Raw genomic sequence first — 13,286 nt, 5'->3', positions numbered from 1 at the left:
TTTTATTTCAATAAGTCAATTCTTACTTTCACTCCAAAAACCCCTTTCGGAATCGGATGGCAAAGATAATACTTATTTAGATTCTCGCAAATTTATTTTTAAATAATTTTTGTCGCTACTAAGTCCTTATGTCAACTACAATACTACTCGTCTTTCGTATTGCGGCTGCAAATATACGCCTGCATTATTTGTTTTTCCAAACATAATTTACATTTATTTTACATTCTTTCCTTAAGTCGCTGGTACAATGGAAAATATTTTTTGAAATATTTGACGGTTTACGCTAAACGGTAGACGAAATAGAGAGATTTATGTGAAAAATTAATATTTACTTTCATTTTTTTCTTGATAAAAAAACGAAACAAAAAAATCAAGACCTCAACAAAAAGGCTAAAATGAATCATTCTGCGCGAAAAGATTTAAAAACCTATCGGCTAAATCTTTTTCTTCGCTTCGAATTTCTTCATTTATGAACGCCTTTTTATTGAAAGGTCGTTCTTAAATTCGATTATACAGGAGAATTTGTTTTTTTTATATTTGGGTCGATGTTATATAATTTTTACAGCAATGAAATGATTAGACGATGATGGTTTGCTGAATCAAGCAAAGCAACAGCGGATACTTTGTGGTTATCTACTCGGGAAGAATTGTCGCAAAGTGAGAATAGGTTATTCAATATAGTTAATATATAATATTGAAACGAATTCAATATGACATCATAATTAAGTTTTTATAAAATCGGAATAACAGAAATAAAAAAGGAGAATACTTAGTTCTCCTTTTTTATCTTATTAATGTGGACCGTTACCGTTTTTGTCTTTTTCTAAATCGGTATTCCAAATTTTGATTTTATCTGTTTTTTTCAAGCCAGATTTTACTTGAACGTTCACACCATCTGTAATTCCAAGAGTGATGTATTTCTTTTCGTACTTCGCATCTTGTCCTTTACCAGAAGTGAGAATCTCAACATATGGTTTTTGGTTTTCGTCGTAACGAACATGCGCTGATTTTACCAACAATACATTTTTCGCTTCTTGCGTCACAACCTCAGCGTTTGCAGAATATCCTGCACGAATAAAATTATCAGAATCTAATTGAACCGGCGCTTTAATTTCGAACTGCACTACTCCATTCGTTGCAACTCCTTGAGGGGAAATAAAATCAAGAATCGCTGTAAAAGTTTTGTTCGGAATCGCACCGATCGATACATTAATTTTCATTCCTTCTTTTAATTTACCTACCTCAGCTTCATCAACTTTTCCTTGGAAAATCATTTTCTTAACGTCAGCCATCGTAGCGATCGTCGTTCCTGTAGAGAAATTATTGATCTCCTGAACCATATTCCCAACCTCAACAGGAATATCTAAAATCATTCCCGAAGTTGTTGCCGTAATACGCGTTGTTGCATAAGCTTCCAAACCAGGAGCAATACCTGTTTGCGCAACTTTGTAATCGTTTTCGGCAGCTTTTAATTGTTGTTGAGCTGATTTATATGTTGCATTTGCATTATCATAATCTGCACGAGGCAAAACACCTTGATTGTATAAAGTAGATGTTCGATTAAAATTACGACGTTCTTGATCGACCGTAATTTGTGCCGCTTGAATAGACTGACGAGCTGCATTTAACGATTGAACATTAGGAACAACTTTCAGTTCGCAAATCAACTGACCGCGCTCTACATATTGTCCTTCTGCAACATTAATCGATTTTATAACACCTGAAATATTTGGCTTAATTTCAATTGTTTCCAACGGTTTTACTTCACCAGTTGCAACAGCTTTCACCTCGATATTTCCCATAAAAGGTGTTGTCGTTTCATAAACTTCATTGTCTTGGCTATTCTTTTTACCGAAATACGCAATCACACCGATTACAGCACCGATAAAAACGACAATCATCAAAATCTTTAGAAATTTTTTCATTCTTTTATATCTGTTAAGTTTTAGTTATTCATCTCTCAATGCATCAATAGGTTTGATTTGAATTGCTCGTTGAGCAGGAATCAATCCCGCTAAAGTTGCCATAACCACCATCACCGCTAAAGCTGTAAAAAGTGTAAACAAATCGATTGATGCATTATATAAAGGTATGTTTTTATTTGATGGAATGATGACTTCGTTGAGAACCATTAGCAAGAGTGCTGCAAAAATAATTCCGCCTAAACCTGCAATTAATGTTAAAACTACTGATTCTAACAAAATCTGCCCGCGAATTTGAGCAGGAATCGCACCTAATGCTCTTCGAATTCCAAATTCTTTTGTACGTTCTGAAACCGTAATCAATAAAATACTTGCAATCGCAATAACTCCAGAAAATAATGTCATTCCTCCTACAACAATTGCTAGGAATTGCATTCCTTTTACGAATTTCATAATCTTCCCAAGCATTTCACCTAAATTAAAACCTCCAATTCCTTGGTCGTCATCAGGCGAAATATTTTTAATCTGTTTCAGATATGTTTTTAATTCTTTTTCGAATGCAACAATATCATAATTATTAGGCAAACTCAAACTTAAATATTGAATCGTTTCCCCTTGATTGTATATTTTTTGAAATGTTGTAAACGGAATAAACACTTGATCTTTGCTCTCTACAGGTGAAGAAGGTGTGTCGTAAACGCCGACAATTGTATAATAACTATCGCTAATTCTGATTTCTTTTCCCAAAGGTTTTGGTTTATCACCAAAAAATTGTTCCGCTACTTCAATTCCAATTACACAAACTTTCGATTCAGTTTTGATATCATCTTCATTGATAAAACGACCTTGAATAATATCTTTCCCAAACATTCGGTTTTGATCTGGATAATCTCCATTAACCGTGTAAAAATTATATTTTGTTCCGTAAGTTAATATAGAATTTGGTTTAGAGTTTCGAGGTGCTAACAACGAAATTTGAGGAAAACGAGCCTGAATTTGACGAACATCACTCATTTTCAATTCAATTGTGCGACCTTTCTGAAATCCTTGATACGGCATCGATGTTGTTCCTCCCCAAACAAATAATGAATTGGTTGCGGCATCTGCTAAATTTCGGTCAAAACCATTTTGCAAACCACGTGTTACGCCTAACAATAAGACAAATAAAAACATTCCCCATGCGACACCAATCATCGTCAAAATAGTGCGCAATTTATTTTTACGAATCGCCGCATAGACTTCGCTCCAAGCATCTGGATCAAAAACAAATTTTATAAAGTTCATTATTCGTCTCTTAAAGCATCAATAGGTTTAATACGTGCTGCATTCAAAGCTGGAATTAATCCAGAAACTGTTCCTGCAACAAATAAAATAATACAAGCCATGACCAACGAATTGGTTTCTACGCCTGGATTATAAATAAAATATTCTTCTAAACTATCACCAATATTTTCTACAACAAGTGCCGCTAAAGCAATTCCTATTGCTCCGAAAATAATTGTAATCATAATTGCTTCTTGTAAAATCAATCCCAAAACATTGGCTGGTGTTGCGCCCAAAGCTTTTCGAATACCAATTTCTTTGGTACGCTCTTTTACACTAAACACCATAATATTTCCGATACTTACGATTCCTGCAATCAAACTTCCTCCACCAATTACAAATACAATAATTGTCAAAATCAAGAAAAATTGATTGGTATCTTCCATTGCATCGGCTGCATTTCGCACCCAAATTCCACCATAATCAGAAGGCGCAACATTGTGTCGGCCTTTTATATTATATTCGATTGCATTTGCTAGTTTAGATATATCAGCCAAAGCCATTCCATCTTTTGGCGTTACAATAATTGATGAAACTTTATCCGTCGCATAAATCGTTCTAAATGTTGTAAAAGGCGCATACAAAGCACGCTCAGCATTATCGCCACCATCTTTACTTTCGAAAACACCAACCACTTGATACATACTTGAACCTAATTGCAAATACTTACCAATAGCAATTTGATTTGGAAAAAAATCTTGCGCAACCAATCGTCCAATAACAATTGATTTGGATTGATTTTCCATATCTTTTTTATTGATAAATCGACCAAGCGTTACATTTTCATTAATCATTGATTCATATTCTGGATAAACTCCAGTAATCGAATAACTTCCTGAATTAGCTTCATTTCGAATTGTATCACTTTTTGAAATTGTACTTACAATCGATTTTATTTCATCTGGAAAAGAATGTTTAATAAAATCAAAATCTTTTACGTCCAATTCTATGGTACGTCCTTGTTTGAAACCATTGTAAGGCTCAGTTGTCGTTCCGCCGTTAACAGTAATATTTAATGAATTTGCTTTAAAGAATTCTTGTTGAAATCCGTTCTGCAAACCATTTCCCAATCCATACAATGTAATAAACACAAAAAGCGCTAAAGCGATTGTCAAACCCGACAATGCCGTACGCAATTTATTACTTGCAATGGACGACCATATTTCGCTCCAACGGTCTGTATCAAACATATTTTATATTTACGATTCTTTGATTTATGATTGACGAAGTTTGAAATCCGAAAATCATTAAACTCTTACTTGTTCTACTTTTTCGTCACTTACTATTACACCATCCTTCAGACGAACAATACGTTTACACATATTTGCAATATCATCTTCGTGCGTCACCATTACAATAGTTTTACCTTCGTCATTAATTTCTTGAATCAAGTGCATTACTTCTTGCGACGTCTTCGTATCCAATGCTCCCGTAGGCTCATCTGCCAATAACAATTTTGGTTTTGCAGCCAAAGCACGCGCTATTGCAACACGCTGTTTTTGTCCACCCGAAAGTTCGTTTGGCATATGAGTAGCCCAAGGCTCCAACCCTACTCTCTCCAGATAACTAAGCGCAATTTTATTTCGATCCGAACGTTTTACTTTTTGATAATACAACGGCAAGGCAACATTTTCTAAGACATTTTTGAAACCAATTAAATTATACGATTGAAAAATAAATCCTAAAAATTTGTTTCGATAATTAGCCGCTTTAGTTTCGTTTAATTTCTCGATTCTAACGCCATCCAATTCATAAATACCTGTATCATGCTCGTCCAACATCCCAATGATATTCAATAAAGTTGATTTCCCTGAACCCGAAGATCCCATAATCGCAACAAATTCACCTTCCGCAATCTCAAGGTTAATTCCTTTGAGTACGTGAAGTTTATTTTTTCCCATTATGTAGGATTTATTTAAATCTCGAATAGATATCATAGATTGTTGTAAATTTCAATAAAGATAACAGATAAGTCGAAATTATCAGAAAAATGTTACAAGCAAGTTTAAGATTTATCTAAGAATCTGTTAATGAAATATTTTTTAAAATTAATTTTCAATAATTTTTGAAAGTTTAGAAATTTATATATATTTGTGTAAATAATAATTGCAATGAAATTAGAAGAATCAAAAGAAAAATTTGTTCAAACTTGGGGAACTTTCGCTGTTAATTGGGGAATAAATCGCACAATGGCACAAGTTCATGCATTATTATTAACGTACAACGAACCAATTTCTACTGATCAAATCATGGAAGAACTGCAAATTTCGAGAGGAAATGCAAACATGAATTTGCGTGCTTTGATGGATTGGGGAATTGTGAGAAAAGAATTGATAAAAGGAGAACGTAAAGAATATTTTGTTGCCGATAAAGATGTTTGGTATTTGTTCAAACAAATTACAAAAGAACGCAGAAAGCGTGAAATAGAGCCGGTAATTGATTTTTTAGAATCATTAAAAAACATTGACGATCAATCTGATGATGCAAAAGAATTTGCAAAATTGTTACAAGATTTATCTTCTGTTTCGACAAAAATCAATAATATAATGGACCTTGCCATAAAGTCTGATGAACATTGGTTGGTAGGAAAAATCACGAATTTGATGAAATAATCAATTCGTATTTTTTTGAATTATAAGTTTCAAAAATTATTGAAAATTCAATATGCATAATATTATTTCGTATATCATTTATCTAATTATTACTTTCTACATCACCATTTTTGTTGGTTGGAAAGTGTATAAAATTGGTTTTATATACCTGACAAATTTAATCGACAATCATTCTGTTTGTCAATCTATTAATAATCTTTTATTGATTGGTTATTACTTGGTCAATCTTGGATTTTCGGCAATAAGTTTACAAAATTGGGAGCGAGTTGATTCCATTACCATTATGTTTTCGTCCTTGTCCTACAAAATTGGATTTATATTATTAATTCTCGGAATATTACATTTTATTAATTTATCGATTATTTATATCGCAAGAAAAAGCAAAAAAATAAACACTTAAACACAACAAATTATGACAAATTACAATCTAATTGCATATTTGGTTTACTTACCAGTGGCAATATTAATGACAATCGCAGTTTCTAACGTTTTATTCAAAAATGGAAAAATATTTATGTACGATATTTTTCATCAAAAAGAAGATATTGCAAGCGCAACAAATTCATTGTTCAAAATTGGTTTTTATCTTTTGAATATTGGTTTCGCCATGCTAATTGTTTACATGACTTCTATCGCAACAACCGAAGATTTAATTGTAAGATTAAGCACAAAAATTGGAGGATTCGCCATTTATTTAGGAATAATGTTAATGCTAAATCTATTCTTATTTATGAAAGGTAGACGTCGATCTTTGCAACAACAATATTTAAGAAGCCTAGAATCTTAACAAAAAAACCTTCCAAAAGTTAACTTTTGGGAGGTTTTTATTTTAAACTGGATCTACATCTACATCAATTCGTACAGAGCGAAAAGCCGCAATTGTATGCAGTTGATCTATTTTTGATTGAATTAAATCTTTTACTTTTTGAGGTGATTGATTTGGTCGAATTTTAATCATCACATCTGTGATATACAAATTATTGATTCGTCCAATCGAAGGCGCTTCAGGACCAAGTAAACATTTTGCATCAAAACTTGGTTTAAGCAAAACAACCAATTGAGCCGCTGTTTTATCCAAACGTTCTTTATTTTTATGCTTGAAACGCAACTTGATTAACCGAGAATAAGGCGGATACAAAAATTCTTTGCGCTCATACAAAATATCCTTCATCGTTGGCGCATAACTGTAAGTTGTAACATTTTGCAAAATCTGATGTTCAGGTTGAAAAGATTGAATCAATACTTTTCCTTGCTCTTGTCTACGACCTGCACGACCAGAAACTTGCGTTAACAATTGAAATGCTTTTTCGTGCGCTCTAAAATCTGGAAAATTCAACAAAGAATCCGCTCGAATAACACCAACAAAATTAACATTTCCAAAATCAAAACCTTTTGTAATCATTTGCGTTCCAATTAAAATATCAATTTCTTTATTCTCGAAATCTTCAATTAATTTTTCGTAAGCAAATTTCCCGCGCATCGAATCTACATCCATTCTTCGAACTTTTGCATCAGGAAAAATCGTTTGAACTTGCTGTTCTATCTGCTCCGTTCCCAAACCTTTTGTATTCAATTCGTGCGAACCACAACTTGGACAACGCAAGGGTTTCGCTTGCGCATAACCACAATAATGACATTTTAGTTGATTCGAGAATTTATGATATGTTAAACTGACATCACAATTTGGACATTCGGGCGTATGACCACACGTATTACATTCCATAATCGGTGCATATCCACGCCGATTCTGAAACAAAATGACTTGTTTTTTTTGATGCAATTGATTGAAAATTTCATCACGAAGTGTATGTGAAATATCTTCTGTAATTTCTTTTTCCTTTTGCGCTTTTTTGAGGTCAACCAAATTAATTTCGGGCAATTTTATGTTTCCAAAACGTTCCGTTAATTCGACATAACCATATTTTTTATTTTTTGCATTATAATAACTTTCAGCCGAAGGCGTCGCCGAACCTAACAAAACCTTTGCGTTCATCATTCCTCCAAGCAACATCGCCATATCGCGTGCATGAAAAAATGGTTTTATATCCATCTGCTTGTAAGACGATTCGTGCTCTTCGTCGACGATAATCATTCCCAAATTATCAAAAGGCAAATACAACGCTGTTCGTGGACCAATGATAATATCGAAATCACCATTCAAGGTTTTTTGCCACAATTCGACACGTTCATTTTGATTGAATTTCGAATGATAAACTCCTACTCTTTCTCCAAAATGTTTTTTAATGCGATGAACAATTTGCGTTGTGACCGAAATTTCTGGCAATAAATACAACACTTTATTTCCTTTCGCAATTACTTGCTCCATCAATTTTAGATAAATTTCTGTCTTTCCACTTGATGTTACACCATGCAACAAAACAGTCGATTTATCTTTAAAATCTTCTTTAATTTGATTTAGAGCAGCAGTTTGTTTCAATGTCAATTCTGAAATCTCAGTTACATCTTTCTCCTGTTCTTCTACACGAGAAGTTTGATGTTGATAAATTTCGACCGCTCCTTTTTCTGCTAACGATTTAAGTACTGCATTTGTCGCTCCTTGTTTTACAAAATCTGCCACTTTTAGCGGTTTTTCTTGTAATTGCGTCTCTAATGTAATCAATTGCAACAAAGTTTCGCGCTGTTTTGGCGCTTTATTTAATTGATTTAAAATCTCAATAAAAGCAGTTTCATTTCCTTTTAAATCAGGATGTAATCTGACATAATTATCAATTTTTGGCGTATATTTTTCGTTAAGTTTTTCATCTAATCGAATAATTCCTTTATCAATTAATAATTTAAGTGTTGGAATTGCTGATTTTTCATCCACAATTAAAGCTGCTTCTTCAACCGAAATTATTTCTCTTAATTTCAATGCTTCAAAAACTAAAAATTCATAATCATTTAATTCTTCAATTGTTTCATAATTTGGATTAATTAATCGAACAAAAGTTTGAAATTCTAATTTTAACGCAGAAGGAAAAGCATTTCTGAAAACATCACCCAACGAACACATATAATAATTTGCCATCCATTCCCAAAAATTAATTTGTGTTTGCGTGACCAAAGGTACGTCATCCAAAAAAGCATGAATCGCCTTTGTTTTGTATAACTCTGGTGCATTTTGATGAATAGAATGTACAATTCCTGTATATAATTTTTGCGTTCCGAAAGGCACGGAAACACGCTGACCAACTTTAATTTGCTGTAAATCAATTTCAGAAAGATGATACGTAAATGTTCCATTTAATGAAAGGGGTAAAATAATTTCGGCAAAATAATTAATTGTCATTTTATAGGATTAAAAACGCAAGTTAAACATTTTTTTGTGTTAAGAATGAAGATTACCATTGCTTAAAATTTCACAAATTATTAATATTTCATTTTCAGACAGTTTGAAGAATTAATACTAATTTTAAGAGAATTCAAAAACTATCATTATGTTACATGCCATTTTAGATCAGATTTCGGAATCGGAAAAACCAATTATAAAAATCATTTTCAGAAATGATGATACGCGTGTTGTTGCTTTTGGACTGAAAAAAGGTTTGAAATTAATCGATCATCAATTACCTGTAAATGCAAAAATTTTGATGTTGAAAGGTGAAATAGAAATTGACTCAAAAATTGAGATTGTCAATCTAAAAGAATTTGACGAATATATTCTTCCGCCAAAAGTTATTCATCAAGTGACTTCTTTACAAGATTCGATGATGTTGGTTATTCTAAATTTTAATGAAAAAAGTTTTTAAAATAGTTAAGCTCTATTTATTTACTCTATAAAAAACTTTATATTTATGATTATTAATTTATCAAAATATGAAACTACTTTTCACATTAACTACTCTCTTTACTTTAGCCCTATCTTCTTGTAGTACAAATATCAAACACGATCGATTATTTACAGGAACAATTGTGAGAGATTGTACAGGAACTTACATTCGTGTTGATGATAAAGAGGATTATTTGGTTTGTAATAATGAAATGCTTTCGGACAAAAAAGAAGGTGAAATAGTAAGTGTTATTTATGATTTTGAAAAAACATGCAAAGAGTTAGAAAATAAAGCAACTTGTATGATGTATCACGAACATAAAGGCAAGATTAAAATCAAGAAAAATAATAATTAATTAAAAAATCCACTCAAATTGAGTGGATTTTTGCTTGATATAAAAACACGATTATTTCGATTTTTTACGACGCTCTAATTCTTTTTCGATCAACATCAATTCTCGTCCAGTTTGTCCTGCAACAGATGTATTTTCTTGCGCACGACGAACCAAGTAAGGCATTACTTCTTTGATTGGTCCATATGGTAAATATTTAGCAATATTGTATCCTAAATGCGCCAAGTTGAATGAAATATTATCACTCATTCCGAATAATTGTCCAAACCAAAAATTTGGATTATTTTTCTCGATTCCGTTTTCGTTCATCAATTTGATTAACAATTCGCAACTTTCTTCATTGTGCGAACCTGCGAATAAACCAAAACGTTCATGATGAGAAGCAATAAATTCTAACGCTAAGTTATAATCTCTATCCGAAGCTTCTTTGTTTGGTTGAATTGGAGATGGATAACCTTCAGCTTGCGCACGTGCACGTTCTTTCTCCATATATGCTCCACGCACAATTTTGAATCCTAAGAAATATCCTTCGCGTTCTGCTTTTGCATACATTTCTTTCAAATAAGCCAAACGATCATGACGATACATTTGCAACGTATTCCAAACTAAAGCACGCTTTGTGTTATATTTCACCATCATTTCGTCAGTCAAATCATCTGCAGAACCTTGCATCCAAGTTTCTTCTGCATCTACCATGATATTAACATCTAACTCATATCCTTTTTGACATACAGCCTCGAAACGTTGACGAATATTTGCCCAAGATTTTTCTTCTTCTGCAGTTAACGTTTGTTTCTTTCCTACTTTTTCAAATAATTCGATTCGACCAAATGCAGTTGGTTTAAAAACTACAAATGGAATTGATTGATTAGATTTTGCTAAATCAACCAAGTGTAACATAACGTCACGAACTTCGTCAAATTGTTTTTCTTCTGTTAATCCTTCGATAGAATAATCTAAAATAGAACTTACGTGATATTTAAATAATTCATTTGCGACAACCACACCTTGTTCTGCCGTTTCTCCTCCTACAAATTGTTTGTAGATTGTTTCACGAATTACAGGTTTTACAAATGGGATATCTACCGCAAATGGTAAATTAAAAAACTTAGTTCCAAAACTTGTCAATGCGGGGCTTCCGATTAACTTGTATAAGTAATACGCTTTCTTTAAATCTTTATCTGATTTCGATTCGAAAGCAAACTGTGTATTGTCGAATAAAGACATGTGAGTTAACTATTTTTTGTGTTAATATAACGTTACAAATTTATAATTAAAACCTGATTAAACTAAAAAAACCTACAAGAAATTCTTGTAGGTTTTTGATATATTTTAAAGATTGCAAATAGTTGCCTATTCTTATCCTTTTTTAGCGTATTTACTTCTGAATTTGTCGATACGTCCTGCAGTATCAACCAATTTAGATTTACCTGTGTAAAATGGGTGAGATGTAGAAGAAATCTCCATTTTGATTAATGGGTACTCTACTCCGTCAACAACTAATGTATCTTTAGTATCAGCACAAGATTTTGTGATGAATACATCTTCGTTAGACATATCTTTGAATGCTACCAAACGGTAATTTGTTGGGTGGATATCTTTTTTCATTTTTTTAATCTTCTTTGTTAACTTTATTGGAGTGCAAAGATAATATTATTTACAGAATGTTACAATCAATTTTATTGAAAAAACATTTAAAACAATACGTTAAGCAAATTTAATTTCGAGTGTAATGGGCTTCTTAAAATTAAACCTGCACTTCTTGTACACATTTTTCGTGGTGCAAATATAAACATTTTAGTAATTCGTACAAATATTTTTGGTGAATCTATTCATAAAAATCTAATTTTTATCTTTGTCCATCTACAATAAAACCTATTATTTGCTGTTTAAACTTATATAATGAATCATAACTTTATGAACGTAAAAACATTAATCGCCGGACTTGGTATTGCTTCTTTGATTGGTTTTCAATCTTGTCGCGATGATTTTGACTATGATCCTATTAGTTCTGAATTGCGTTTTAGCAAAGATACCGTTTCCGTAGATACCGTATATAATTTTTCTAAATCTGAAACTTATCTTCTTAAAATTTATAATCCTGAGAATGATGATCGCGTAATTCCAAAAATATATTTGACACGTGGAAATAATTCATTTTTCAATATAAATGTAGACGGAAAAGCAGGAACAAGTTTCGAAAATGTACCGATTCGCAAAAAAGATAGTTTATTTATTTTTGTTGAAGTAAATGCACAAGAAGCGCCTCTTAATCCACTTTACGATGACGAAATTAATTTTGAAACAACTAATTCTTCTAAAAAAATTAAGTTACTTTCTTGGATAGAAAAAGCTAAAATTCATACAAAAGATGCTACAATTTCTTCTGCAAATTGGAATGTGAACGAAGCCCAAGTAATTGATGGAAATTTAACGGTTACAAGTGATTTAACAATTGATAAAGGAGCTAAAGTTTATTTCAAAAAAGGAGCAAGTTTAACAATTGGAAACAATGCAAAACTTACTGTGAATGGAGCTTTGAATGAAGAAGTAAAATTTCGTTCGGCGCGTCATGACAACAAATACGATTCGATTCCTGATCAATGGAACAAAATCGAATTAGCTCCAAATAGTACATCGAAAATCAATTATACAAAAATTATTGGTGCGGATACTGGTTTACACGTAAATAACTCGAAATTAGATATTAGTAACGCCAAAATTGTCAATAATCAATCGTATGGAATTTTAGCTACAAACGCTACAATTACAGGTTACAATTTAGTGATGAATAATAGTAATTTGGCAACTTTAGCAATAGAATATGGAGGTTCGTACGAATTTTATCATTCTACTTTTGCCAATTATTACCATTTTGCGACAGGTGCTGGTCCAGCTTATTCACTTTTCTTGAGTAATGAAAACAATGATAAAAATGTTTCGGCTTTAACAAAAGCAACCTTCGGGAATTGTATTTTTTATAATGATAATACGCCGAATGCTATTTTATTGGATAAAAAAGATGGTGCGGCTTTCAATTATTTATTTGATACCAATATTATTCATAATGTAGATACTTCAACGTTAAATGTCACAACTGCGCCAAATTTCTTGGCAAGTATTACGTTGGATCCGATGTTTGAAAATACAGAATATTTTGCAAATAAATTAGCGGTGAAAAACGAATCGCCAGCAAAAGGGAAAGGAAAAGTAACTTTTGCACAACAATATCCGTTAGATTACAATGGACAACCACGAGGAACAACTCCTACAATTGGAGCATTTCAATAAAAATAAATAAGGTCGA

12 protein-coding genes are annotated in these 13,286 nt (G+C 32.2%); 5 read left to right on the top strand and 7 right to left on the bottom strand.

What is annotated here, in order from left to right:
- Window positions 1-791 precede the first annotated feature (791 nt).
- Genes B2217_RS03340 through B2217_RS03325 form a run of 4 tightly spaced genes read right to left on the bottom strand, consistent with a single transcriptional unit; the run spans window position 792 to window position 5,182 of the window.
- Window positions 792-1,925: an efflux RND transporter periplasmic adaptor subunit gene (locus B2217_RS03340; protein ID WP_115001196.1), complete on the bottom strand. Its 1,134-nt coding sequence runs from the start codon at window positions 1,923-1,925 to the stop codon at window positions 792-794.
- 24 nt (window positions 1,926-1,949) lie between these two features.
- A complete protein-coding gene (locus tag B2217_RS03335) occupies window positions 1,950-3,206 on the bottom strand; it encodes an ABC transporter permease (RefSeq protein WP_180906246.1) in 1,257 nt (418 codons plus the stop codon).
- Window positions 3,206-4,435 (bottom strand): ABC transporter permease, encoded by a 1,230-nt coding sequence (locus B2217_RS03330; protein ID WP_038335694.1) that lies wholly within the window; start codon window positions 4,433-4,435, stop codon window positions 3,206-3,208. Before B2217_RS03330 ends, B2217_RS03335 begins: the two co-directional genes overlap by 1 nt.
- Before the next feature lie 57 nt (window positions 4,436-4,492).
- Window positions 4,493-5,182 carry an ABC transporter ATP-binding protein gene (locus B2217_RS03325; protein WP_135836687.1) on the bottom strand — a complete coding sequence of 230 codons (690 nt, stop codon included), beginning with the start codon at window positions 5,180-5,182 and terminating at the stop codon, window positions 4,493-4,495.
- A 174-nt stretch (window positions 5,183-5,356) separates the two neighbouring features.
- Between B2217_RS03325 and B2217_RS03320 the strand changes: the two genes are divergently transcribed.
- Window positions 5,357-5,857 carry a GbsR/MarR family transcriptional regulator gene (locus tag B2217_RS03320; protein WP_180906245.1) on the top strand — a complete coding sequence of 167 codons (501 nt, stop codon included), beginning with the start codon at window positions 5,357-5,359 and terminating at the stop codon, window positions 5,855-5,857.
- A 412-nt stretch (window positions 5,858-6,269) separates the two neighbouring features.
- Entirely contained in the window at window positions 6,270-6,644 is a 375-nt protein-coding gene (locus B2217_RS03315; RefSeq protein ID WP_038335690.1) for a membrane protein, read from the top strand.
- Window positions 6,645-6,686: 42 nt separating this feature from the next.
- On the opposite strand, the gene priA is transcribed toward B2217_RS03315, so the two are convergent.
- Window positions 6,687-9,146, bottom strand: a complete 2,460-nt coding sequence (gene priA, locus B2217_RS03310; protein ID WP_180906244.1) for a replication restart helicase PriA — start codon at window positions 9,144-9,146, stop codon at window positions 6,687-6,689.
- Between the two features lie 148 nt (window positions 9,147-9,294).
- Between priA and B2217_RS03305 the strand changes: the two genes are divergently transcribed.
- Both B2217_RS03305 and B2217_RS03300 read left to right on the top strand, forming a co-directional pair.
- On the top strand, window positions 9,295-9,606 hold the full coding sequence (locus B2217_RS03305; RefSeq protein ID WP_180906243.1) for a hypothetical protein: 312 nt from the start codon (window positions 9,295-9,297) through the stop codon (window positions 9,604-9,606).
- Window positions 9,607-9,673: 67 nt separating this feature from the next.
- On the top strand, window positions 9,674-9,982 hold the full coding sequence (locus B2217_RS03300) for a hypothetical protein (protein WP_180906242.1): 309 nt from the start codon (window positions 9,674-9,676) through the stop codon (window positions 9,980-9,982).
- Between the two features lie 51 nt (window positions 9,983-10,033).
- Here the strand turns inward: B2217_RS03300 and B2217_RS03295 are convergent, their stop codons facing one another.
- Window positions 10,034-11,206, bottom strand: a complete 1,173-nt coding sequence (locus tag B2217_RS03295; protein ID WP_180906241.1) for a proline dehydrogenase family protein — start codon at window positions 11,204-11,206, stop codon at window positions 10,034-10,036.
- A 132-nt stretch (window positions 11,207-11,338) separates the two neighbouring features.
- A complete protein-coding gene (locus B2217_RS03290) occupies window positions 11,339-11,587 on the bottom strand; it encodes a type B 50S ribosomal protein L31 (RefSeq protein WP_180906240.1) in 249 nt (82 codons plus the stop codon).
- Window positions 11,588-11,881: 294 nt separating this feature from the next.
- On the opposite strand from B2217_RS03290, the gene B2217_RS03285 reads away from it, so the two are divergent.
- Window positions 11,882-13,270 carry a hypothetical protein gene (locus B2217_RS03285; protein ID WP_244958026.1) on the top strand — a complete coding sequence of 463 codons (1,389 nt, stop codon included), beginning with the start codon at window positions 11,882-11,884 and terminating at the stop codon, window positions 13,268-13,270.
- Window positions 13,271-13,286 lie beyond the last annotated feature (16 nt).

This window comes from Empedobacter sp. UBA7620 (assembly GCF_002484185.1).
Taxonomy (GTDB): Bacteria; Bacteroidota; Bacteroidia; order Flavobacteriales; family Weeksellaceae; genus Empedobacter; species Empedobacter falsenii_C.
This window is presented reverse-complemented; position numbering and strand designations above follow the sequence as displayed.